Raw genomic sequence first — 23,040 nt, 5'->3', positions numbered from 1 at the left:
TGGGTGTCAATCCGCCTGCTCAGCCCCTGTGGACACCCCCGACGCCCCGACGCCGCGCCACCGCGCGGACCGTCCACCGACCGGCCACCATGGGACCGTGGCACTCTCCCTGAACCGGCCCGTCGCGCCCGATCCCTACGCCCTCCTCCCGCAGGTCCCGGCGTTCACGCTGCGCTCGGACGACGTCACCGACGGCGCCCGACTGCCCGACGCCGCGACCAACACCCCTCGTGGCGACAACGTCTCGCCGCAGCTGAGCTGGTCCGGCTTCCCACCGGAGACCGCCGCCTTCGCCGTCAGCTGCTTCGACCCCGACGCCCCGGGCGTCGCCGGCTGGTGGCACTGGACCGTGCTCGGCGTGCCGGCCGACGTCACGTCTCTCGACCGCGGCGCGGGCCGTCCTGACGGCCACGGCCTCCCCTCCGGCGCGATCCAGCTGCGTGGTGACGACGGTGTCCCCGGGTACGTCGGTGCCGCCCCACCGCCCGGTGACCAGGTGCACCGCTACTACTTCGTCGTGCACGCGCTGGACACTGCCGACCTCGGCCTCGCGGCCGACACCCCGCCCGGTGCCGCCAGCTGCGCGCTCGTGTTCCACACGATCGCCCGTGCCGTCCTGGTCGGCACCTACCAGCGCTGAACCGGGCGGCTACCCTCCCGCCATGGCCACCGTCTCGCTCACCTGGCTGCGCGCCCTGGACCGACCCGACCTGCTCGCACCCTCGACGGCCGCGGCCCTCACGTCCTGGGCGTCGACGCGTCCCGAGGTCGCGGACGAGGTCCGGGTCGCCGAGATCGACCCCGACCTGGCGGACACCGCCGCCATGACCGAGGCGTACGGCCTGCCGCTCTCCGCGTCGGTGAACTGCGTGCTCGTGGCCGGACGGCGCGCGGGCGACGAGCGCATCGCGGCGGCGGCCGTGCGCGCCACCACCCGTGCCGACGTGAACAACGCCGTGAAGCGGCTGCTCGACGTGCGCAAGGCCTCGTTCCTCCCGATGGACCGGGCGGTGGCCGACTCCGGGATGGAGTACGGCGGCATCACGCCTCTCGGCCTGCCGCCCGAGTACCGCGTGCTCGTTGACGCGTCGGTGCAGCAGCCGCACCCCGAGAGCGGGGAGCCGGTGATCATCGGCAGCGGCTTGCGTCGCTCGAAGCTGCTGCTCCCGGGCGCGCTGCTGGCGTCCGCTCCCGGCGTCGAGGTGGTCGACGGGCTCGCCCTCGGCTGAGCCCCACGGGCACCGCGGCACCCGCTCGCCCTACCGGCGTGCGGATCCGGACGGGCGGCGGGGTCGCTACGCCGGACGTCCGACCCGCGTCGCCCAGAACGCCACGGCCGCCGCGGCCGCGACGTTCAACGAGTCCACCCCGCCCGCCATCGGGATGCGCACCACCAGGTCGCACGCCGCGACGGTGCGCGCCTTCAGCCCGTCCCCCTCGGCACCGAGCACCATGGCGAGCCGGTCCGGTGGGTCCGCCACCAGCTCGTCGAGGCTGATCGCGGAGTCGTCCAGCGCCAGCGCCGCCGTGACGAAGCCGGCGGCCCGCAACGCGGCGACACCGTCCGGCCACGGGTCGACCCGCGTCCACGGCACCTGGAACACCGTCCCCATCGACACCCGCACCGACCGCCGGTACAGCGGGTCGGCGCACCGCGGGGTGACCAGCACCGCGTCGACCCCCAGCGCGGCGGCCGAGCGGAACGCCGCACCGACGTTGGTGTGGTCGACGATGTCCTCGAGCACCGCCACCCGGCGCGCACCCGCCACCACGTCGTCCACGGTGGGCAACGGCGGGCGGTGCATCGCGGCGAGCGCCCCCCGGTGCACGTGGAACCCGGTGATCGCCTCCAGCACGGGCTCGGCGGCGACGTACACCGGCACCGCGGCATCCGCAGCGCCGGGCGCGTCCGCGAGCATCCGCTCGACCTCCGGCACCCACCGCGGCGCGGCCAGCACGGAGCGGGGCCGGTGCCCGGCGGCCAGCGCCCGGGCCAGCACCGTCGAGCTCTCCGCGATGTACAGCCCCTTGGCCGGCTCGTGCCGGGACCGCAGCGCGACGTCGGTCAAGGAGACGTAGTCGTCCAGCCGTGGATCGGCGGGGTCCTCGACGGTCAGCAGCTCCGGGTGCAGCACACCGTGATCCTGTCAGCCCTCGGCCCTACGCAGCGCACGGCCGCCCAGCGCCGCGGCGACTGCCCCGGCGCAGGCCAGCAGCGGGACGATGACGAAGGCCGTGTGCATGCCGAAGGCGTCGGCCAGCGCACCGAGCAGCAAGGGGGCCACCCCGATCGCGGCGCCGCCCGCGAGGGTGGCGTAGCCCTGCACCCGGTCACCGTGGCCGGGCGACGCACCGAGCATCAACGCGATCGACAGCGGGTACTGCGCTCCGTACCCGAGTCCCGCCAGCACCAGTCCCGCCATCGCGACCGCGGTCGACGTCGTGCTCCACACCACGGCCCAGCCGGCGATCGCCACCAGGAAGGCACCGGTCAGCAGCACCGCAGGCCGCATCCGCAGCGACAGGGGCCCGACGACGAACCTCGTCGCCGTCATGCCCGCGACCAGCCCGGCGGTGGCAGCCGTCGCGATGCCGGCACGGGCGCCGGTGCGGTCGATCAGCAGGGCGGTGGCCCAGTAGGTCGTCGCGTTCTCGATGGCGATGGCGGCCACCAGGGAGACGATGAAGAGCAGCGCGGCCGCCGCCGGGCGGTAGCGCACGTGCGGGACGGCGCTCGGCGGCAGCACGGCCGAGCTCGGCAGCACCGCCGGCTCGTCGTGGGTCAGCAGCAAGGTCTCCTCGTCCAGCGCCCCGGCCTCCGCTCCGACCGCCACCGGCACCGGTGCGGTGAGCGGGAGCACGGGCCCGTCCGACGACGGCGCCCTGGACCGCGAGCCGCGCGTGCTGAGCGCGGCGGAGCTCGGCAACCGGAGCACGAAGACCGCTCCCGCCAGGGCGATCCCGGCGGTGACCAGCACGGCCGGCCGCCATCCCCAGCCGACTGCCACCGCGGCACCGACGGCGAGCGGACCGAACAGCCCCACCCCGGATCCCACGCCGTTCGCCTCGGTGATCGCCGCCGTCGCCACCCGTCCGTGCCGCAGGGCCAGACCCACCTGGCTCGACGCGATCAGCACGTTGCCGCCCGTCGCCAGGACCAGCATCGCCAGCAGCGTCCACACCAGCGCCGGCCCCAGCACCAGCCCGACGACGCCGACGGCAACGGTCACCCCGGCCGCCACGACGGCGGTGCGCCGCCCCCACCACTGGACCGAGCGCGGTGCCAGCACGGCCGCCACCAGCCCGCCGAGCGCCATCGCGGTGCCGTGCAGGCCGGCCTGCGCCGAGCTGAGCCCGCGCTCGTGGGCCAGCAGCGGCACGCTCGGGTTGAAGCTGTACAGCAGCCAGCCCCACGTGACGAACGAGCCGTAGAGCGTGACCGTCAGCCGGTCGCGACGCAGGCGAGGGACCGTCCCGTCCTCAGGTCGAAACGATGCGACTGCCACGCGGGCAGCCTAGTGCCCCGCGCGCCGGCGCCCACATCCCTGGCGGACGCGCGAGAGGGACCCGGTCCGCCGACCGGGCCCCTCTCGCGTCCACCGTGACGGCGTCAGTCGACCGGACTGGTCGCCGCCGCGAACTGGCTGGCGTACAGCCGGGCGTAGGCGCCGCCTGCCGCGAGGAGCTCCTCGTGGCTGCCCTGCTCGACGATGGCGCCGTGCTCCATCACCAGGATCAGGTCGGCGTCCCGGATGGTCGACAGCCGGTGCGCGATGACGAACGACGTCCGCCCGGCGCGCAGCGCGTTCATCGCGTGCTGCACCAGCACCTCCGTGCGGGTGTCCACCGAGCTGGTCGCCTCGTCGAGGATCAGGATCGTCGGGTCGGACAGGAACGCCCGTGCGATGGTCAGCAGCTGCTTCTCACCGGCGGAGACCGTGCCGCCCTCGTCGTCGATCGTCGTCGCGTAGCCGTCGGGCAGGGTCCGCACGAACCGGTCGACGTGCGTGGCGGCCGCCGCCTCCACCACCTGCTCGTGCGTCGCGGAGTCCACGCCGTAGCCGATGTTGTCCTCGATCGTCCCCTCGTACAGCCAGGTGTCCTGCAGCACCATGCCCATCTGCGAGCGCAGCTCGTCCCGCGTCAGCGTCCGGGTGTCCACTCCGTCGAGCGTGATCCGCCCGCCGTCCACCTCGTAGAACCGCATCAGCAGGTTGACCAGCGTCGTCTTGCCGGCGCCCGTCGGGCCGACGATCGCGATCGTCTGACCCGGCTCCGCCACCAGGGACAGGTCGTCGATCAACGGCGTCTCCGGGTCGTACCGGAAGGACACGTGCTCGAAGGCCACCCGGCCGCGCACCGGCGTCGGCAGCGTCGCAGCGGGGACCGGGTCGGGCCCCTGCTCCGGCGCGTCCAGCAGCTCGAACACCCGCTCGGCCGACGCGACGCCGGACTGCAGCAGGTTCGCCATCGAGGCGATCTGCGTGATCGGCTGGCTGAACTGCCGGCTGTACTGGATGAAGGCCTGGACGTCGCCCAGCGTCATCGCGCCGGACGTGATGCGCAGCGCCCCGACCACGGCCACCAGCAGGTAGTTGAGGTTCGCGACGAACCCGAGGGCCGGCTGGATGATCCCGGAGATGAACTGTGCCCGGAACGAGGAGTCGAACAACTTGCCGTTGCGGTCCTCGAACGTCGCGGCCGCCTCCTTCTGCCGACCGAACACCGTGACCAGCGCGTGGCCGGTGAACATCTCCTCGATGTGGGCGTTCAGCTCGCCGGTCCACCGCCACTGCTGGATGAACTGCGGCTTGGACCGCGCGGCGATCGCGCCGGCGATGCCGATGGTCAGCGGGATGGTGACCAGCGCGATGAGCGTCAGCTGCCACGAGATGGTCAGCATCATCACCAGCACGCCGACCACCGTGAGCACCGAGGTGATCAGCTGCGACAGCGTCTGCTGCATCGTCTGCGCGACATTGTCGATGTCGTTGGTCACCCGGGACAGCAGCTCGCCGCGCGGCTGCTTGTCGAAGTACGACAGCGGCAGCCGGGAGAGCTTGCTCTCCACGTCCGCGCGCATCCTCAGCACGGTGTTCTGCACGATCCGCGCGGTCAGCCGGCCCTGCACCCAGCCGAACAGGAACGAGGCGACGTAGACCGCCATGACGACGACGAGGATCTTGCCCAGCCTCGTGAAGTCGACGCCCTGGCCCGGCACGACGTGCGTCATCGCCGCCAGCATGTCCGCGACCTTGCCCTGCCCTTGCGCACGCAGGGCGGCGACGGCCTGCTCCTTGCTCACCCCGGCGGGCAGGCGGCGTCCGACGAGCCCCTCGAAGATCACGTTGGTCGCACGGCCCAGCAGCTTGGGGCCTGCGACGGCGGCCGCGACGGACAGCACGCCGAGGACGATCACGCCGGTCAGCCGCACCCGCTCGGGCCCGAGCCGCCGCGCGAGCCGCTTCGCCGAGCTGCCGAAGTCCTTCGACTTCTCCCCCGGCATGCCCATCCCCATCGGGCCGTGCCCGCCCATCGGCCCGCGCCGCGGCGGTGCCACGGGCGCCCGGTCCTGCGTCTGCCCGCTCACGCCGCCTCCTCCACGCTCAGCTGGGAGTACACGATCTCCTGGTAGGTCGGGTTGCCCTCCAGCAGCTCGGAGTGCGTCCCGACGCCCACGACCCGTCCTTCGTCCATGACGACGATCCGGTCCGCGTTGCGGATGGTGGCCACCCGCTGCGCGACGACGAGCACGGTCGCGTCCTGCGTCTCCGGCACGAGCGCCGTCCGCAGCGCCGCGTCCGTCGCGTAGTCGAGCGCGGAGAACGAGTCGTCGAACAGGTAGATGCCCGGTCGTCGCACCAGGGCCCTGGCGATCGCGAGCCGTTGTCGCTGCCCGCCCGACACGTTGGTGCCGCCCTGCGCGATCGGCGCGTCCAGACCACCCTCGAGCGCCTCGACGAAGTCGCGCGCCTGCGCCACCTCGAGGGCGTGCCAGAGGGCGTCGTCGTCGGCGTCCGGCGTGCCGAACTGCAGGTTGGAGCGCACCGTGCCCGAGAACAGGTAGGGCTTCTGCGGCACGAGGCCGATCTGCCCCCACAGCTGGTCGGCCGCGAGGTCGCGCACGTCGACCCCACCGATCAGCACGCGGCCACCCGTGACGTCGTACAGCCGCGGCACCAGGTTGAGCAGCGTCGTCTTGCCCGAGCCGGTCGACCCGATGATCGCCGTCGTCTGCCCGGGCTCCGCCACCAGATCGACGCCCTGGAGCACCGCGTCCTCCGCGCCCGGGTAGCGGAACTCCACGTCCCGCAGCTCGAGGCGCCGTCCGGCGACCCCGCCCGGGAGCGGGACCGGCACGAGGGGCGGCACCACGGTGGTCGGGGTGTCGACCACCTCGGCGATCCGCTCGGCCGAGACCATCGCCCTGGGGATCATGACGAACATGAACGAGCTCATCATCACCGCCATCAGGATGAACATGATGTAGGTGATGAAGGCGGTCAGGGCGCCGATCTGCATGTCGCCCGCATCGATCCGCCGGGCACCGAACCACTGCACCGACACGGTGGTCGCGTTCATCACGAACATCACCACGGGGAACATCAGCGCCATCAGCAGGCCGGTGCGCAGCGAGGCCTCGAACAGGTTGGTGTTGGCCACGTCGAACCGCTCCGCCTCGCGGCGCTCGCGGACGAACGCCCGGATCACCCGGACGCCGGTCAGCTGCTCCCGCATCACGCGGTTGATCGCGTCGATCCGGCCCTGCATCTGCCGGAAGTACGGCACCATCCGGCTGACGATCAGCGCGACGATGACGACGAGCACGGGCACCACCACGAGCAGCACCCCGGACAGCACCACGTCCTGCCGCAGCGCCATGATCACGCCGCCGACCAGCATGATCGGGGCCATCAGCATGAGCGTGAACGACATCAGCACCACCATCTGCACCTGCTGCACGTCGTTGGTGGTGCGGGTGATCAGCGTCGGGGCGCCGAACTTGCCCATCTCCTGCTGCGAGAAGGACTGCACCTGCGCGAACAGCCGTCCGCGCAGGTCCCGGCCGAGCGCCATCGCGGTCCGGGCGCCGTAGTACACGGCGCCGATCGAGCAGACGACCTGGGCGAGGCTGACGGCGACCATGATGAGGCCGAGCCGCCAGATCTCGTGGGTGTCACCCTTCGCGACGCCGTTGTCGATGATGTCGGCGTTGAGCGAGGGCAGGTAGAGCGTGGCGACCACCTGGGCCACCTGGAGCAGCAGCACCGCGACGGCCGCGCCCCGGTAGGGACGCAGGTGCTCGCGGAGCAGTCGGATCAACATGCAGGACTCCCCCTGGGTATGGGCTGTGCCGTGCGGGCTGGGTCGGGGTGGTGCGGTGCTCGGTCAGGGCCGAGGAGCGGGCCGCGCGCGGCCCGGGCAGGTGAGGATGCCGTTCAGGACGAACTCCACGAGGGCCTCGGTGGGCAGCGGGTCCACGTGCTGACCCGTGCGGGCGGCGCCGGCGGTCCGCGCCGCGGCGCCGATCAGGGCGACCTCCAGCAGGCCGGCGGCGATCGGCACCGGCTGAGCGAGCCGGTCCGCCTCGGGCTCCAGCAGCCGGCGCAGGCGCTCGCGGAAGCCCGTGGCGAACTCGCCCTGGCGGCGCGCCCACTCCTGGTGCCCGTGCGGCCCGTCGCCGTGCAGGCCGGCCACCTCCTTCCGGAGCTGGTGCAGCAGGGTCATCCAGAGCATGACGTCCTGCATCCGGCGCAGCCACGACGAGACGAGCACGTCGAGCCGGTCCTCCAGCGGGGTGCCGAGATCCATCCCGTCCATGAGCTCGAAGAGGTCGGAGGGGTCCACCGCGGCACCGACGGCCTCCCGCACCAGGCTCGCCTTGTCCTCGAACACCCGGAACAGCGTCCCCTCGGCCACGCCGGCCGCCTCGGCGAGCTCCCGTGTGGTCACGTCCGCCCCGCGCTCGCGGACCACCGGCAGCACGGCTCGCAGGATCGCCTGCCGCCGCTCGTCGGGCGGGAGCGGCGCGGCGCGGCGCGGGCGGTTCCGCTCGACGGCCGGCCCGGTCGCGTGCGGCTCTGCAGAGGTCATGCCGGTCACACTAAGTGAGTGAGCACTCACTCAGCAACCTCTCAGGTCACCTTGCTCCTCGGCCGCGAGCGGTCCCCGGCGGCTACGGCCGCGGGTCGTCCTCGGTCCGCTCGCCCCCGAGCTCTGTCCCCCCACCGGCCGGTTCGCCGCCGGCGGGCTCCGAGGTCGGCAGCGGAGCACCGGGCGCCGTGCGTGGGGGCGTAGCGCTACCGGGTCGCTGCCCGGCCTCCGCGTCCGGGTCGAACGGCACGCCGGACATCACGCCGGCACCGGTGGCGTCCGCGGTCGCTGCCGCCGACTCGCGACGGGCCTCTGCGAGGGCCTCCTTGGGATCGGGCAGCGAGACGGGCGGCAGCTCGGCGCTCAGCGGCACGAAGTTGTAGTCCTGCGGCCGACCGGTGCCCGCGGGCCCCTCGGCGGGCGGGACGGCCGGGCCGCCGAACGCCCGGGACAGCGCACCGAGCGCGCCCGACAGCTCGGCGGGGAGGAACCACATCGTGTTCGAGGGGCTCGCCGCCACCTTCGGGAGCACCTGCAGGTACTGGTAGGCCAGCAGCTTGGGATCGGCGTCGCCACGGTGCACCGCGTCGAACACCTGCAGGATCGCTCGTGCGTCGCCCTCGGCCCGCAGGATCGTGGCCTGCGCCTCGCCCTCGGCCCGCAGGATCGCCGCCTGCTTCTCACCCTCCGCCGTGAGGATCTTCGACTGCTTGACACCCTCGGCGGTGAGGATGGTCGCGCGGCGGTCGCGCTCGGCGCGCATCTGCTGCTCCATCGACCCCTGCACGGACGCCGGCGGGTCGATCGCCTTCAGCTCCACGCGGTTGACCTTGATCCCCCACCGGCCGGTGGCCTCGTCGAGCACCCCGTTGAGCCGTCCGTTGATCTGGTCACGACTGGTCAGGGTCTGCTCGAGGTCCATCGACCCGATCACGTTGCGCAGCGTGGTGACGGTCAGCTGCTCGATGCCGCGGATGTAGTCGAAGATCTCGTAGACCGCGTCCTTCGGCGACGTGACCTGGAAGTAGATGACCGTATCGATGCCGACCACCAGGTTGTCGGAGGTGATCACCGGTTGCGGCGGGAACGTCACCACCTGCTCACGCAGGTCGACGGATGCTCGCACCCGGTCGACGAAGGGGATCAGCAGGTGCAGACCGGGCTCGAGGGTGCGCGAGTAGCGACCCAGACGTTCGATGATGAGCGCCGATGCCTGCGGCACGATCCGCACGGCCCGGAACAGCGCCGTGACGAAGAAGATGGCCACCAGGGCCGCCACCGCGATGAGTGCGGCCTGGCCGAGGTTGGTGCCGTTCATGGATCCTCCTGGATCGACCTGGCTGGTGAGCGAGGCTGCTGTCACGGGCGGGTGGGAGTCTGACGATCGCGGTCCGACCCGGACCCTGCCGCCCGGTCGGAAGGTTCGACGAGCGCTGTCGCGCCGTCGATGCGGACGACCACGGCGTCCTCGCCGGGCTCGATACGGGCGCCGGAGGCGGATCGTGCGGTCCAGACCACCCCGCCGATCTTGATCCGGCCCTCGGTGTCCGTCACCGGCGAGACCACCTGGGCGGCGCGACCCACGTACGCGGTCGCATTGGTCTCGGTGAGCGGCACCCGGTTGCGCCAGTGCCGCAGCAGCCACGGCCGCAGGGTGGCGAGCAGCAGCGCCGAGACGACGCCGGCCACCACGACCTGCAGCCCGAGCGAGGCACCCAGCGCGGCTGCCAGCGCCCCGGCCAGCGCGCCGCCGGCCAGCATCACCAGCACCAGGGCCACGGACACCATCTCGAGGATGCCGAGGACGAGGGCAATGCCGATCCACCACAGCCAGCTCATGACAGCAACCCCCTCGGCGCCCACGAGCGCCCGGCGGTGCCGGGTGCCGCACAGTCGATCCTAGGCGGCCGGGGCCCACCCGTCGGTGGGTTCGGTGCTCGGACGTGCGCGTCAGTGGGCGCCCGTGTGCTCCTCCGCCACGAGCGCACGGGCGCTCCAGCGCCCCGCGGTGTGGTCGAGGTCGAGGTCGAGGTCGAACGCCGCCGAGAGGTTCGCCGCGGTGAGCACCTCGGCCAGCGGCCCCGCGGCGAGGGCCTTGCCCGCACGCAGCAGCAGCGCATGCGTGAAGCCGGGCGGGATCTCCTCGACGTGGTGCGTCACCAGCACCAGCACCGGGGACCGGTGGTCCCGCGCGAGCTCCGCAAGCGCACCGACCAGCTCCTCCCGGCCGCCGAGGTCGAGGCCGGCGGCCGGCTCGTCCAGCAGCAGGAGCTCGGGGTCCGCCATCAGCGAGCGGGCGACCTGCACGCGCTTGCGCTCACCTTCGCTCAGGGTGCCGAACCACCGGTTGGCCAGGTGGTCGACGCCGAACACGGTCAGCAGGTCGGCAGCACGGGCCTCGTCGACGTCCTCGTAGCTCTCCTTCCACCGGCCGGTCATGCCGTACGCAGCGGTGAGCACCACGTCACGCACGGTCTCTCCCGACGGGATCTGCTCCGCGAGCGCCGCGCTCGACAGCCCGATCCGCGGCCGCAGCTCGAAGACGTCCACCCGCCCCAGCCGTGATCCCAGCACGTCGACCGAGCCCTGCGTCGGGTGCATCCGGCCCGACGCCACCTGCAGCAGGGTCGTCTTGCCGGCTCCGTTGCGGCCCAGGACGACCCAGCGCTCACCCTCCTGCACCGTCCACGACAGCTCGTCGAGGATGGTGGTCGCGCCTCTGACGATGGTCACGGACTGCAGGTCGAGGACGGGGGTCATGGGCACGGGCACCTATCGTGGCAGACGCATGCGGTCATGCGTCGATCCGGTTGCGGTCGAGGGCGTCGGCGCCGGCCACGATGAAGTCCTTGCGGGGGCCGACCTCGGATCCCATCAGCAGCTCGAACACCTGCTCGGCGCGCTCGGCGGCCGCGACCGTCACCCGGCGCAGGGTCCGCCGTCTCGGGTCCATCGTCGTCTCCGCCAGCTGCTGCGCGTCCATCTCACCGAGGCCCTTGTACCGCTGGATGTCCGGCGAGTACCGCTTCCCGGCGCGGTCCAGCTTCTTCAGCGTGGTCGCCAGCTCCGCCTCGGAGTACGTGTACACGTACCGCTCGGGATCGTCCCGGCGACCGCCGAGCAGCTCGATCCGGTGCAGCGGAGGCACCGCTGCGTACACCCGACCGTCGGCCACCAGCGGCCGCATGTAGCGGAAGAACAGCGTGAGCAGCAGCGTCCGGATGTGGGCGCCGTCCACGTCCGCGTCCGTCATCAGGATGATCTTCCCGTAGCGCGCGGCCTCGAGGTCGAACGTCCGACCGGACCCGGCACCGACCACCTGGAGGATCGCCGCGCACTCGGCGTTCTTCAGCATGTCCGAGACCGAGGCCTTCTGGACGTTGAGGATCTTGCCCCGGATCGGCAGCAGCGCCTGGTAGTCGCTGGAGCGTGCCAGCTTGGCGGTGCCGAGCGCGCTGTCGCCCTCGACGATGAACAGCTCCGACCGCGCCACGTCGTCGATCCGGCAGTCGGCCAGCTTCGGCGGCAGCGACGACGACTCCAGCGCCGTCTTCCGCCGGCTGATCTCCTTCTGCTTGCGCGCCGAGAGGCGGGCGTGCATCTCGCCCACCAGCTTGTCCAGCAGGGTCGCGGCCTGCGTCTTGGCGGGGTTGCGCGTCGATGTGAGCATCGCGCCCAGCTCGGTGGCGACCACCTTCGCCACGATCCCCCGCACCGGACCGGTGCCCAGCACCTCCTTGGTCTGCCCCTCGAACTGCGGCTCGGCCAGCCGGACGGTGACCACCGCCGTCAGCCCGGCCATGATGTCGTCCTTCTCGAGCCGCTCGGTGGTGTCCTTGCTGGACACCTTCAGCCGTCGGGCGTTCGCCGCCACCTGCTCCCGAAGGGTCTTCAGCAGCGCCTGCTCGAACCCGGCGACGTGGGTGCCGCCCTTGGGTGTGGCGATGATGTTGACGAACGAGCGCACGTCGGTCTCGTAACCGGTGCCCCACCGCACCGCCACCTCGACGTCGCACGTGCGGGTCACCTCGCGCGGCACCATGTGCCCACGCTCGTCCAGCACCGGCACCGTCTCGACGAAGTCTCCCGAGCCCACCAGGCGCCAGATGTCCGTCACCGGCTGGTCCGGTGCGAGGTGCTCGACGAAGTCGACAACGCCGCCGGTGTGCACGAAGGTCTCGGTGTGCGGGCCGTGCTCCCCCGGCGTGCCGACAAGCCCCCGCTCGTCGCGGAGCACGATCTCCAGCCCGGGGACCAGGAAGCTCGTCTGCCGGGCCCGCGTCGCGAGCTCGTCGTAGGAGAACGCCGCCGTGGACGGGAAGATCTGCGGATCCGCCCAGTACCGGACCCGCGTCCCCGTCACCGCCTTGCCCACCTTGCCGGTCACCGCCAGGTCGGAGCCGGAGACGAAGGGCTGGAACGGCGACTCGGGACCGCGTCCGGCCGAGTCGTCGAACAGGCCCGGCTCGCCGCGGTGGAAGGTCATCAGATGGGTCCGACCGTGGCGGTCCACCTCGACGTCGAGCCGCGCCGACAGGGCGTTCACCACGGAGGCACCGACGCCGTGCAGACCGCCCGACGCGGCGTAGGACCCACCACCGAACTTGCCGCCGGCGTGCAGCTTGGTGAAGACCACCTCGACGCCGGTCAGTCCGGTCTTCGGCTCGACGTCCACCGGGATGCCGCGACCGTCGTCGCGCACCTCCACCGAGGAGTCGGCGTGCAGCACGACCTCGATGTGCCGGCAGAAGCCGCCGAGCGCCTCGTCCACGGCGTTGTCGATGATCTCCCAGAGGCAGTGCATCAGCCCGCGGCTGTCCGTGGTGCCGATGTACATGCCAGGACGCTTGCGGACGGCCTCCAGGCCCTCCAGCACGGACAGGTGCCGGGCTGTGTAGCCGGACTGCGAGGAGACGGTCGTCACGGGGGCGATGGTACTTGCGGCCTCCGACGGCCCCGTTCAGGCCCGCCGTGACGCGCAGCGCCCGGATCGCCCGGCGCCGACCGTCTCGGAGTCCGGTACGTCGTCGTCCGTCATGTGGCACACGTCACTTCGGCGTCACGGTGACGTCACGCCTCGGTCACATCCTCGGTCGATTCTGTACGCGATGAGCGAACCACCCGGTCCCGGCGGTATGGATCCTGTCGCGGGATGGTTCTATGGGTTTGTGAACGCGACCCAGACGCACGCCCCGCTGACCGCAGCCGACCGCTGCGACAGGTGTGGTGCCCAGGCCTACGTCCGCGTCCTGCTGCCCGTCGGCGAGCTGCTGTTCTGCGCGCACCACGCGCGCGAGCACGCGGACAAGCTGGCGTCGGTGGCGACGCACGTCCAGGACGAGACCGACCGACTCCTCGCCGAGCACGGCGCGGGGGCGGGAGCGGCAACCGCCTGACCGCGGCCTGAGCAGGCCTCTCGACCACAGACGACGAGGCCCGGACCATCACGGTCCGGGCCTCGTGCCATGTCGGCGCACAGACGCCGTCCGCGCCCAGGAGGCTCAGGAGGTGGCCGGCACGACGGAGGCCCGGACCATCCGGTTCCGGGCCTCCGTCGTGCTCGCTCGTACGCGTCAGTCGAGGTAGTCCCGCAGCACCTGCGACCGCGACGGGTGCCGCAGCTTCGACATCGTCTTGGACTCGATCTGGCGGATCCGCTCACGCGTCACGCCGTAGACCTTGCCGATCTCGTCGAGCGTCTTGGGCTGGCCGTCGGTGAGGCCGAACCGCATCGACACCACGCCCGCCTCGCGCTCGGACAGCGTGTCCAGCACCTGGTGCAGCTGCTCCTGCAGGAGCGTGAAGCTCACGGCGTCCGCCGGGACGACGGCCTCCGAGTCCTCGATCAGGTCGCCGAACTCGCTGTCGCCGTCCTCGCCGAGCGGCGTGTGCAGCGAGATGGGCTCCCGGCCGTACTTCTGGACCTCGACGACCTTCTCGGGCGTCATGTCGAGCTCCTTGGCGAGCTCCTCCGGGGTCGGTTCGCGACCGAGGTCCTGCAGCATCTGGCGCTGCACCCGTGCCAGCTTGTTGATCACCTCGACCATGTGCACCGGGATGCGGATGGTGCGCGCCTGGTCGGCCATCGCGCGGGTGATCGCCTGCCGGATCCACCACGTGGCGTACGTCGAGAACTTGTAGCCCTTGGTGTAGTCGAACTTCTCGACCGCGCGGATCAGGCCGAGGTTGCCCTCCTGGATCAGGTCGAGGAAGAGCATTCCGCGGCCCGTGTAGCGCTTGGCGAGCGAGACGACGAGACGCAGGTTCGCCTCGAGCAGGTGGTTCTTGGCGCGGCGGCCGTCGTGGGCGATCCACTGCAGGTCGCGCTTGAGCTTGGCATCCATCTCGATGCCGGAGTTCAGGCGCTCCTCGGCGAACAGACCTGCCTCGATGCGCTTGGCGAGCTCCACCTCCTGCTCCGCGTTCAGCAGAGCGACCTTGCCGATCTGCTTCAGGTAGTCCTTGACCGGGTCGGCGGTCGCGCCTGCGGTGACGACCTGCTGGGCCGGCGCGTCGTCGTCGTCCGCGTCGGAGTAGACGAAGCCGCTGTCCTCGCTGGTCTCCTCCTCGGCGGCAGCGGCAGGTGCTGCAGTCTCGGAGTCGTCCTCCTCGTCCGCGACGACCTCCGCCGGCACCTCGTCGGCGTCGACCTCGGTCACCTCCACCGCGATGTCCTCGACGTCGCCGACCTCGAGCTCGGCGCCCGGCTCGAGGTCCGTTTCCTCGATCTCGTCCTCGTCCACCTCGTCGGCGGGCGCGGACTTCACGGGCGCGACCGGCCGAGCGGCCTTGGCTGCCGCCGGCTTCTTCCCCGCCGCCCGGGAGCGGGCCGGCTTCGGTGCGTCGGCATCGACGGTCGCGGTCGCGGCAGGACGGGTCTTGGCGCTCGTGGCTGCCACGGCACGCCGAGCAGCAGCGGGAGGCTCGTGGCGAACCTCGATACCGACGGTGCCGAGCGCGCGGACCACCGCCTTCAGGCGCCGTGCGTCCTGCACGTCCGCCTGCTCGCAGGCGGTGCGCAGCTCGACGGCGTCCACGGCTCCATGGGTACGGCCGTTACGCACCAGCTGCTGCAGGGCAGGGTGCTCGAACTCGCGAGGGAGCGCGGGATGCGGGGTCTGGGGCGACACGAACGACCTTTCGGCGACTTCAGCGGCAGCGCCGCGAGTCACGGATCCGTGGAGACAGATGGATATTGTACCGACCACCGTCGTCGGGCACGGCCCGGTGACCGCGCTCATGGCGGCGATCGACGGCGGCGAACCTGCGGCCTCCGAGTCCAACGGCCGGAGCCCCCCGAGGATTCCCACCGGAACCACACGATCGCCACGGCCGACGATCGGGCGTCTACGCGGGGTCGGGCTTCACGGTGAGGACGGGGCACGGCGCGTCGAACAGCACACGCTGCGCGTTGGCGCCGAGGATCAGCTTGCCTACCGGGCTCCGGCGACGCAGGCCGATCACCACCAGGTGCGCGCCGGTCTCCTCCGCCGTGCCGATCAGGTCGTCCGCGACGTCGCCACCGTCCAACAACCTGATCTCGTGCTCCACGCCGTCTGAGTCCAGCTGGCGGTCGACTGCCGCGAGCGCCTGCTCCACCTCGGCGCGCTGCGCCGGTGGCTCGTCCTGCCGCGTGCTGACCACCACGACGATCCGCTCGGAGCGCAGGTGGGACTCCCGAACCGCCGCCTCGAGCGCTGCCCGACCCTCCGTCGTCGCCAGGTACCCGACCACGATCGCCATGCGCCCTCCTCGGAACACCGGCGGCCACCGCGCCACCTGCGGCGACGGTACCGGTTCACCGACCCGACGACGAGCCGGTCCCGCGGCGTCGCGCCCGGCAGGATCAGGCCTCGGCGCGGACCCATCCGGGCGGGACCCCCTGGGCGACGGCATCGTCGATCAGGTGTGCCAGGCGGTACGCCGGATCGCTCTCGAAGGCTCGCGCGAGCAGGAGCTGAGCCCGCGCACCGTCGCCGCGCCACCACGCGAGCAGCGCGAGCAACGTCAGCGCCGGTTCCTGGTGCCCACGCTCTCCGTGCGCCACCACGCGCTCGAGCGCGCGTTCGTGGATCCTCGTGGCACCGGAGGGCGGTCTGACACCGAGGCTGGGATCGACCACCAGCGCGAGCGCGTCCGCCAGACCGGCATCCGCCTCCGCCGACGTCCGCGCTCCCGTGACCGAGCGTTCGGGCAGCGACCCCGTCCCGGGGACGAGTGCCACGAGCACCGCGTCCCGCACGCGCGGGTCGACCAGACCGGCCTCGAGGCGCCCGAGCGCGGAACCACCGATCCGCACGGTGCTGTCGCCGGCCTCGGCCACCGCACGTCGCCAGGCCCCGACGCTGTCCAGCCGCCATCGTTCCAGCGCCGCGTCCGACGTCGCGGCGGCCCGTCTCGCCACCCATCGGCGCCGCACCCGCGCCACGGCCTTCCGTGCCTCGGCACCGGCCGACCTGATCCTCGCCACGTCGTCCCGGGAACCGGCGACGGCCGAACCGGCGAGCACCATCTGCGCGCCCACCTGCGTGGCGTCCAGCTCCGCGAGCGGACGCCCCCCGACGGGACAGCAGGGGTCGGCGCAGTCGAGGGCGAGGTAGCCGCGATCGGTGACCACCCACACGGGTACCTCGCCGAAGGGCGCCGCCGCGGCCTCCCGGAAGTGCTCGACGGCCGGGGCGACGGCGGGCTCGCTGCCGCTCCTCGGATCCGTGCCGGTGTAGAGCACCAGGACGCAGCGGTCCGCACCGTCCCGGTCCAGGTGGGAGACGAGAGCCCGAGCGAGGCGTGGGCCGTCGGCTCGCTCGGCGAGGTCGGCCAGGTCGACCCGGATCACCAGGCCGACCTGCCCGCGCGGCGGACGGAGGCTGATGGCGACGGCGCTGTGCGCGGGGCGGAAGCCGAGCTGGTGCGGGATCAGCGCCAAGAGCTCACGGGGCTCGGACACGCGCAGGGTGGAGAGGCTCATGCGGTCAGCCCACACCGGGCCCGCCAGCTGACCACGCTCTGTCCACAGGGTTCGGCGGCCACCCCGTCGTGCACAGGTGTCAAGGTCGTCTCGCACGGCGGCGCAGCGCTCGGCCCCGGACGTGTCGCGGCCCCGCCGGACCGGCGTCCTGCGACGCCTCGCGGCGGTACCCGGTGGGCCCGCCGCGTAGCCTGTCCCGGTGCCTCACACGACCGCCCCGGGACCCCAGCCCGGGGCCCGGAGGATCGTCGTGGCCGGTGCGCTGATCGCGACGGCCTTGACCCTGACCGGGTGCGCGTCGAGCGCGCCGGCACGACTCGGGTCACCTTCCAGCGCATCGTCTCCCTCGCCGACCGAACCGCTGCTCACGGAGCAGGCGGGCAGCGGGACGAGCGTCGGCGCCCTCGTGAAGGGCTTCCCTACCCAGCTGGTCCCCGTGCCGGACGGGGCCACCGTGCTCGTCTCGTCGGCGCAGCCGATCGACGGCGGCCTGACGCAGATCAGCCTGAACCTGCGCAGCGCCCAGGACGCGGCGGGACTGCTGGCGGCAGTACGCGGGCCGCTGCTCGCCGCGGGCTTCCACGAGGCGCCGCCGGCCCAGCCCGACCCCGGGCTCGCGGCTCAGAGCTCGTTCTCCCGTTCCGACGGCACCGAGCTGGTCCTGGTCGGCGTGCTCGACCGGGACGGCGTGCGCACGCTCACGCTCGGCGGCCGCGTGCACGTCTGAGCCGCCCGGGGCGGGTCGCCGCTCCCCTACGCTGACCTGGTGAGCGCCTCGGCACCGCCCCTGCTCGACGACGAGGACGTGCGGCGCCAGGTGGACGGCCTGCTGCGGGCGCACCTCGACCGGCTCGAGGCCGACCTGGCCGAGACGGGGCACGAGGCGGCGCCCCTCGTCGAGGGTCTGCGCACGATGCTCGGCGGTGGCAAGCGCCTCCGGGCAGCGTTCGCGTACTGGTCCTGGCGCGCGCACGGTGGCGTCACGGGCAGCCCTGAGGAGCTCTGCGCCCTGCGCGTCGGCGCGGCCCTCGAGCTCTTCCAGGCGGCGGCGCTGTTCCACGACGACGTGATGGACGACTCCGACACCCGGCGCGGATGCCCGACCGCGCACCGGGCGTTCGCGGCGCGGCACGCGCTGCTCCACCTGGCCGGCGACGGCGACCGGTACGGGATGTCCGCCGCGATCCTGCTCGGCGACCTCGCGCTCGTCGCCTGCGACGCCGAGCTCTCCGAAGCCGTCGAACCCTTGCCCGAGGCGGACGCGGCTACCGTCCGCTCGTTCTTCTCCCGCATGACGTCGGGTGTGACGGTCGGCCAGTACCTGGACCTGGCCGCACAGGTCCAGCCCTGGGGCGACGACCCCGCGGCGATCGAGCGCCGCGCGTGGCAGGTCCTGCGGGCGAAGTCGGCGCGCTACAGCGTCGAGCAGCCCATGCTGCTCGGCGCGGCGGTCGCGGGCGCCGACGCCGCTGCTCTCGACCGCTGCGCGGCGATCGGCCTCCCGCTGGGCGAGGCGTTCCAGCTGCGCGACGACCTGCTCGGTGTCTTCGGCGATCCGGCGGTGACGGGCAAGCCGGCCGGTGACGACCTGCGAGAGGGCAAGCGGACGGTCCTGGTCGCCCGTGCCCTCGCCTCCGGGGACGAGACGACCCGCCGGATGCTCACGGAGCATCTGGGCGACGCGACGATGGACGCGTCGCGGACGTCGCAGCTGGCGGACGCCATCGCCGCCTCAGGGGCACCCGCCCAGGTGGAAGGACTGATCGACGAGCTGTCGAGGCGTGCCTTCGGACTCATCGAGTCGAGCGGCTGGCGCGAACCGGCCCGTTCCCACCTGGTGGAGCTGGCGCGGCAGGCGGTCGACCGTCGGCGCTGAGGAGGCCGGCCCCGCGCCGTGGCGCCGAACGGGTGCCCGCGGCGGACGCGCTCAGAGCTCGGCCTGGGCGAGCCGCCTGACCAACGTCTTGCGTCCTGCGAGCAGGGCGTCCATCGGGGTGCCGGGCAGCTCGTCCGTCGGCGTGAACAGCCAGACGATCGCCTGCTCGTCGGTGAAACCGACGTCAGCCAGGACGGTGAAGGTGCCCTGCAGCGCCGCCAGCACGGTCCACGCCGCCCCGGTGCCCGGGACGCCGGCGTTGGCCGGGTTGGCGAGGTGACCCGGCACGAGGAAGCGTGCAGGGACGCAGAGGACGGGCGGTTCCCCGCGACGGACCGCGATCAGCCGCCGCTCCTGGACGAGGCGCCGCACCTTGGCCACGTCCTCTCCCAGCCGGTCGGCCACGTCGGGAAGGGTCAGCCACTCGTCGACCAGGTCGTCGGGCGCAGCAGGCGCGTCAGTCACGAGGTCAGCCTACGAGAGCGGAGGTGGCGAGCAGCGCGTGACGCTGCCTCGCGACCCTTCTGACGCCGCGAACCGGGACGCTTCGGACCTCGACCTTTCACACCGGCTCACCCTCCACTAGCGTGCACATCTGTCACATCTGTCACAGGCGTCACGGGGCGCCGACCATCTTGTCGCCGGGGGTCCTTCGCCATGACCGACACAGCAACAGCGCGTGCCACGGCACGCCGACGTGCCGCGACCGGCACGGGAGCCACCCTCGCGCTGACCGCCGTCACGGTCGCCGTGGCCGCGCCCGCCCACGCCGACACGCAGTACACGGTGCGGACCGGCGACACCGTGAGCCACATCGCGCAGCGTGCAGGCGTCAGCGTGGCGGCGATCAGCCGGGCCAACGCGCTCGCCGACGCCTCGCGCATCCGCGCCGGGCAGGTCCTCAGCATCCCCGGGTCCGCGGCTGCCGCGTCGCCCGGCCCGGCACCCCGCGCCGTGGCCCCGGCGACCACCGGCACGGTCCGCACCACGTACACGGTGGTCAAGGGCGACACGGTGTCCCACATCGCCGCGCGCACCGGTAGCTCGGTGGCGGCCATCGTCGCCGCGAACCACCTCGACGGACGGGCGTTCATCCGGATCGGCCAGGTCCTGACCATCCCGTCCGCGAGCGGCGGTCCGGCTGCCGCGGTGGCCACGGTCTCGGCGACGGTCGCGACCGTCCCGACGGTCAAGGCCGTCAGCGCCCCGACCTCGGTCAGCCGGTACACCGTCGCGGCCGGCGACACCCTGTCGGCGATCGCCTCCCGGTTCGGCACCACGGTGGCGGCCGTCGCGGCGGCCAACGGGCTGGACTCTCGCGGGCTGATCCGCATCGGGCAGGGTCTGGACGTGCCGGGCGCCACGGTCGCCACCGCGAAGCCGCTGGTCGGCGACACCTTCGCCGGCCGGACCTACCCGGCCGTCGTCGTCGGCGCGGCGAACGTGAACAAGGCCGCGCTGCTCGCGACCGGCGTGCCCTCGCCCGCCCAGATGCGCGCCCTGGTGGCATCCACCGCGCGCACCCTCGGTGTGGACCCGGCGCTCGCGCTCGCCGTGGCCTACCAGGAGTCGGGGTTCGACCAGACGTCCGTGTCGCCCGCCAATGCCATCGGCACCATGCAGGTGATCCCGTCGTCGGGCGAGTGGGCGTCGCAGATGGCGGGCCGGTCCCTCAACCTGCTTGACCCCAAGGACAACGTCACGGCCGGCGTGCTGATCCTGCGCTCGCTCGTCCGCACCGCCCCGGACCTGCCGAGCGCCATCGCCGGCTACTACCAGGGGCTCACGTCCGTGCAGAAGAGCGGGATGTTCCCCGACACGCGCCGCTACGTGGCCAACGTCCAGACCCTGATGACGCGCTTCCGCTGACCGCGCCCGCGCTGCACGCCTCCCCCGGGGCCGCGGAACGCGCCCGTAGACTCGCCACCGTGGGAGCCACCGTCACCGATCCGCTCGTCGGCCGCCTGGTCGACGGGCGGTACGAGGTGGTCTCCCGCCTCGCCCGCGGTGGCATGGCGACGGTCTACGTGGCGGTCGACCGCCGCCTGGACCGCGACGTCGCGCTCAAGGTGATGCACCCGCACCTGGCCGATGGCGCGTCCGGCGCGGACTTCATCGCCCGGTTCCGGCGGGAGGCCCGCACCGCGGCACGGCTGGCCCATCCCGGCCTGGTCAGCGTCTTCGACCAGGGCGTCGACGGCGAGACGAGCTACCTGACGATGGAGCTCGTCACGGGCGTGAACCTGCGCCGCCGGATCGGCGAGCAGGGTGCCCTGACCGTGGGTGAGGCGTTGCGGATCGGCGAGGCGGTCCTCGACGCGCTGACCGCGGCGCACCGGAACGGCCTGGTCCACCGGGACGTCAAACCGGAGAACGTGCTGCTGGCAGCCGAGGACGACCGCGTCAAGCTCGCCGACTTCGGTCTGGCGCGCGCGGTCACGGAGGTGACGTCCACCACCACGGGGACGGTGCTGGGGACCGTGGCCTACCTCGCTCCCGAGCTCGTCGTCCGCGGCGCCAGCGACGCCCGGACGGACGTGTACGCCACGGGCATCCTGCTCTACGAGATGCTCACCGGGCGCCAGCCCTTCACCGGCGCGACCCCGATCCAGGTGGCGTTCCAGCACGTGAACAGCGACGTGCCGGCGCCGTCCGACCTGGTGCAGTGGCTGCCGAGCGAGGTCGACGAGCTCGTCGCGGCGCTCACGGCCCGTGACCCGGCCGACCGGCCCGTCGACGCGGGTGCTGCCCTGGCGCTCCTGCGGCGCACGCGCGCCGCGCTGGACCCGGCGGTGCTGGGCCGGCACGCGGACGTGTCCCCCGCCCTCCCGACGCAGCACGCGCCGGAGAGCTCCGACGAGGACCTGGCGTCGGCACTGGGCGGGTTCGGCAGCGAGGGCGAGGGCGGCGGTCGCCTCGGCGTCGCGGCCGGCCGCGACGAGCAGGTCACCACGACCCTGGCCACGGTCAACGGGGCGGGCAGCACCGTCGCCCTGCCCATCGGGCTGGGGACGGCGGCGCCCGGCCCGACCGCCGGCGGGTCCGGGGGGTCGCCGGCTGCGACGGACGTCGCCGCGCAACGGCGGTCACGGTGGCGCCGCTGGCCGGCGCTCCTGCTCGCGGTGCTGCTGATCGGCGGCATCGCGTACGGCGGCTGGTGGTACGTCGAGCAGGGGCCCGGCGCCTACACGACCGTCCCGCCGATCACCGCCCAGTCGGAGCAGCAGGCGCTCGCCGTCCTCGCGAGCCACGGTCTGCACGGCGTCCGGACCGAGGCCTACGACGACGTCGCTCCGGCCGGCCAGGTGTTCAGGTCGAACCCCGCGGTCGGGCAGCCGGTGCGCAAGGCCGGCACCGTCACCTACACCGTCTCGCGCGGCGTCGACCTGGTCACGATCCCCGACGGCGTCGTCGGTGCCATGCAGGCGGATGCCGAGAAGGCCCTGAAGGCGGCCGGCCTCGCGGTCGCCTACGGACCGGAGCAGTGGCACGACACCGCTGCGGTCGGGTCGGTGCTGTCGGCGACGCTGCCCGACGGTGCCGCCGCGGACCCGAAGGCCCAGGTGAAGCGCGGCACCACGGTGACCCTGTCCCTGTCCAAGGGGCCGGCACCGGTGACGGTGACCACCGTCGTCGGTGCGACCCTCGACCAGGCCACCGCACAGCTCGCCGCCGACGGCCTGAAGGTGGCCGCCAGCGAGGCGTTCAGCGACACCGTGCCGGCCGGCACCGTGATGGACCAGTCGCCGAAGGCGGGCAGCACGGCACACCGCGGGGACACCGTCCAGGTCACCGTCAGCAAGGGTCAGGAGATGCTTCCGGTCCCCAACGTGATCCAGATGAAGGCCGACAAGGCGACAAAGACCCTGCAGGACGCAGGCTTCACCGTGGCGGTCACCTATCCGTTGGGCGCGCACCCGTTGAACACCGTCTACGACCAGACACCGTCCGGCGGAAACGGGAAGACGGCCCCGCGCGGCTCCACGATCACGCTGTCCGTGGTCTGACCCAGCCGCTGCCGGACCGGGCCACCCTCACCGACGACGGTCCACCACTACGACGAGGCCCCGCTCCCCACCAGGGAAACGGGGCCTCGGCGTAC

20 protein-coding genes are annotated in these 23,040 nt (G+C 72.8%); 7 read left to right on the top strand and 13 right to left on the bottom strand.

The annotated features are described in order from the left end of the window. The first annotated feature begins 97 nt into the window (after positions 1-97). Both ACFQTY_RS15660 and ACFQTY_RS15655 read left to right on the top strand, forming a co-directional pair. Positions 98-640 carry a YbhB/YbcL family Raf kinase inhibitor-like protein gene (locus tag ACFQTY_RS15660; RefSeq protein WP_291762579.1) on the top strand — a complete coding sequence of 181 codons (543 nt, stop codon included), beginning with the start codon at positions 98-100 and terminating at the stop codon, positions 638-640. A 22-nt stretch (positions 641-662) separates the two neighbouring features. Next, positions 663-1,229 carry a YbaK/EbsC family protein gene (locus ACFQTY_RS15655; RefSeq protein ID WP_378102264.1) on the top strand — a complete coding sequence of 189 codons (567 nt, stop codon included), beginning with the start codon at positions 663-665 and terminating at the stop codon, positions 1,227-1,229. Between the two features lie 66 nt (positions 1,230-1,295). Here ACFQTY_RS15655 and ACFQTY_RS15650 read toward each other — a convergent pair whose 3' ends face one another. The 9 genes from ACFQTY_RS15650 to ACFQTY_RS15610 all read right to left on the bottom strand — a co-directional run bounded on the left by ACFQTY_RS15650 (position 1,296) and on the right by ACFQTY_RS15610 (position 13,018). After that, entirely contained in the window at positions 1,296-2,135 is an 840-nt protein-coding gene (locus ACFQTY_RS15650; protein WP_378102262.1) for a TrmH family RNA methyltransferase, read from the bottom strand. 12 nt (positions 2,136-2,147) lie between these two features. Continuing rightward, positions 2,148-3,506 carry an MFS transporter gene (locus tag ACFQTY_RS15645; RefSeq protein ID WP_378102259.1) on the bottom strand — a complete coding sequence of 453 codons (1,359 nt, stop codon included), beginning with the start codon at positions 3,504-3,506 and terminating at the stop codon, positions 2,148-2,150. A gap of 104 nt (positions 3,507-3,610) precedes the next feature. Next, a complete protein-coding gene (locus ACFQTY_RS15640; RefSeq protein WP_378102442.1) occupies positions 3,611-5,536 on the bottom strand; it encodes an ABC transporter ATP-binding protein in 1,926 nt (641 codons plus the stop codon). Positions 5,537-5,586: 50 nt separating this feature from the next. Then, complete coding sequence (locus ACFQTY_RS15635) at positions 5,587-7,326, bottom strand: ABC transporter ATP-binding protein (RefSeq protein ID WP_378102257.1); 1,740 nt, start codon at positions 7,324-7,326, stop codon at positions 5,587-5,589. 63 nt (positions 7,327-7,389) lie between these two features. Further along, complete coding sequence (locus ACFQTY_RS15630) at positions 7,390-8,094, bottom strand: TetR/AcrR family transcriptional regulator (protein ID WP_378102254.1); 705 nt, start codon at positions 8,092-8,094, stop codon at positions 7,390-7,392. An 82-nt stretch (positions 8,095-8,176) separates the two neighbouring features. Further along, positions 8,177-9,412 carry an SPFH domain-containing protein gene (locus tag ACFQTY_RS15625; RefSeq protein ID WP_378102252.1) on the bottom strand — a complete coding sequence of 412 codons (1,236 nt, stop codon included), beginning with the start codon at positions 9,410-9,412 and terminating at the stop codon, positions 8,177-8,179. 41 nt (positions 9,413-9,453) lie between these two features. Next, on the bottom strand, positions 9,454-9,933 hold the full coding sequence (locus tag ACFQTY_RS15620; protein ID WP_378102249.1) for an NfeD family protein: 480 nt from the start codon (positions 9,931-9,933) through the stop codon (positions 9,454-9,456). 111 nt (positions 9,934-10,044) lie between these two features. Further along, the gene (locus ACFQTY_RS15615; RefSeq protein WP_378102247.1) at positions 10,045-10,854 is read right to left on the bottom strand and encodes an ABC transporter ATP-binding protein; all 810 of its coding nucleotides are present in this window, start codon (positions 10,852-10,854) and stop codon (positions 10,045-10,047) included. Between the two features lie 34 nt (positions 10,855-10,888). Further along, entirely contained in the window at positions 10,889-13,018 is a 2,130-nt protein-coding gene (locus ACFQTY_RS15610) for a type IIA DNA topoisomerase subunit B (RefSeq protein WP_378102245.1), read from the bottom strand. A 211-nt stretch (positions 13,019-13,229) separates the two neighbouring features. Between ACFQTY_RS15610 and ACFQTY_RS15605 the strand changes: the two genes are divergently transcribed. Beyond that, positions 13,230-13,490: a hypothetical protein gene (locus tag ACFQTY_RS15605; protein WP_378102440.1), complete on the top strand. Its 261-nt coding sequence runs from the start codon at positions 13,230-13,232 to the stop codon at positions 13,488-13,490. Positions 13,491-13,667: 177 nt separating this feature from the next. Here the strand turns inward: ACFQTY_RS15605 and ACFQTY_RS15600 are convergent, their stop codons facing one another. The 3 genes from ACFQTY_RS15600 to ACFQTY_RS15590 all read right to left on the bottom strand — a co-directional run bounded on the left by ACFQTY_RS15600 (position 13,668) and on the right by ACFQTY_RS15590 (position 17,062). Next, complete coding sequence (locus tag ACFQTY_RS15600) at positions 13,668-15,224, bottom strand: RNA polymerase sigma factor (RefSeq protein WP_378102242.1); 1,557 nt, start codon at positions 15,222-15,224, stop codon at positions 13,668-13,670. A 217-nt stretch (positions 15,225-15,441) separates the two neighbouring features. Further along, positions 15,442-15,837, bottom strand: coding sequence for a universal stress protein (locus ACFQTY_RS15595; protein WP_378102240.1), 396 nt, complete (start codon positions 15,835-15,837; stop codon positions 15,442-15,444). Between the two features lie 103 nt (positions 15,838-15,940). Next, positions 15,941-17,062 carry a DUF4192 domain-containing protein gene (locus tag ACFQTY_RS15590; protein WP_378102237.1) on the bottom strand — a complete coding sequence of 374 codons (1,122 nt, stop codon included), beginning with the start codon at positions 17,060-17,062 and terminating at the stop codon, positions 15,941-15,943. Positions 17,063-17,261: 199 nt separating this feature from the next. Between ACFQTY_RS15590 and ACFQTY_RS15585 the strand changes: the two genes are divergently transcribed. After that, complete coding sequence (locus tag ACFQTY_RS15585) at positions 17,262-17,789, top strand: hypothetical protein (protein WP_378102234.1); 528 nt, start codon at positions 17,262-17,264, stop codon at positions 17,787-17,789. A 39-nt stretch (positions 17,790-17,828) separates the two neighbouring features. Further along, positions 17,829-18,938, top strand: a complete 1,110-nt coding sequence (locus tag ACFQTY_RS15580) for a polyprenyl synthetase family protein (RefSeq protein ID WP_378102231.1) — start codon at positions 17,829-17,831, stop codon at positions 18,936-18,938. Between the two features lie 51 nt (positions 18,939-18,989). Here the strand turns inward: ACFQTY_RS15580 and ACFQTY_RS15575 are convergent, their stop codons facing one another. Then, positions 18,990-19,403, bottom strand: coding sequence for an Rv2175c family DNA-binding protein (locus ACFQTY_RS15575; protein ID WP_378102228.1), 414 nt, complete (start codon positions 19,401-19,403; stop codon positions 18,990-18,992). A 192-nt stretch (positions 19,404-19,595) separates the two neighbouring features. Between ACFQTY_RS15575 and ACFQTY_RS15570 the strand changes: the two genes are divergently transcribed. Together ACFQTY_RS15570 and ACFQTY_RS15565 are read left to right on the top strand one after the other, a co-directional pair. Then, complete coding sequence (locus ACFQTY_RS15570) at positions 19,596-20,807, top strand: LysM peptidoglycan-binding domain-containing protein (protein WP_378102225.1); 1,212 nt, start codon at positions 19,596-19,598, stop codon at positions 20,805-20,807. Between the two features lie 59 nt (positions 20,808-20,866). Then, positions 20,867-22,945 carry a PASTA domain-containing protein gene (locus tag ACFQTY_RS15565; RefSeq protein WP_378102222.1) on the top strand — a complete coding sequence of 693 codons (2,079 nt, stop codon included), beginning with the start codon at positions 20,867-20,869 and terminating at the stop codon, positions 22,943-22,945. Positions 22,946-23,040 lie beyond the last annotated feature (95 nt).

Source organism: Cellulomonas sp. T2.31MG-18, from assembly GCF_964266755.1.
Classification (GTDB): Bacteria; Actinomycetota; Actinomycetes; order Actinomycetales; family Cellulomonadaceae; genus Cellulomonas.
Note: the sequence above shows the minus strand (reverse complement) of the source record. Positions and strands in the feature narration are given on the sequence as shown.

Excerpts from the sequence above, each read along its gene's own strand:
- ACFQTY_RS15655 (WP_378102264.1), top strand. The coding sequence starts at position 663 with ATGGCCACCGTCTCGCTCACCTGGCTGCGCGCCCTGGACCGACCCGAC.
- ACFQTY_RS15640 (WP_378102442.1), bottom strand. The coding sequence starts at position 5,536 with ATGGGCGGGCACGGCCCGATGGGGATGGGCATGCCGGGGGAGAAGTCG.
- ACFQTY_RS15635 (WP_378102257.1), bottom strand. The coding sequence starts at position 7,326 with ATGTTGATCCGACTGCTCCGCGAGCACCTGCGTCCCTACCGGGGCGCG.
- ACFQTY_RS15630 (WP_378102254.1), bottom strand. The coding sequence starts at position 8,094 with ATGACCTCTGCAGAGCCGCACGCGACCGGGCCGGCCGTCGAGCGGAAC.
- ACFQTY_RS15625 (WP_378102252.1), bottom strand. The coding sequence starts at position 9,412 with ATGAACGGCACCAACCTCGGCCAGGCCGCACTCATCGCGGTGGCGGCC.
- ACFQTY_RS15620 (WP_378102249.1), bottom strand. The coding sequence starts at position 9,933 with ATGAGCTGGCTGTGGTGGATCGGCATTGCCCTCGTCCTCGGCATCCTC.
- ACFQTY_RS15615 (WP_378102247.1), bottom strand. The coding sequence starts at position 10,854 with ATGACCCCCGTCCTCGACCTGCAGTCCGTGACCATCGTCAGAGGCGCG.
- ACFQTY_RS15605 (WP_378102440.1), top strand. The coding sequence starts at position 13,230 with ATGGATCCTGTCGCGGGATGGTTCTATGGGTTTGTGAACGCGACCCAG.
- ACFQTY_RS15595 (WP_378102240.1), bottom strand. The coding sequence starts at position 15,837 with ATGGCGATCGTGGTCGGGTACCTGGCGACGACGGAGGGTCGGGCAGCG.
- ACFQTY_RS15590 (WP_378102237.1), bottom strand. The coding sequence starts at position 17,062 with ATGAGCCTCTCCACCCTGCGCGTGTCCGAGCCCCGTGAGCTCTTGGCG.
- ACFQTY_RS15570 (WP_378102225.1), top strand. The coding sequence starts at position 19,596 with ATGACCGACACAGCAACAGCGCGTGCCACGGCACGCCGACGTGCCGCG.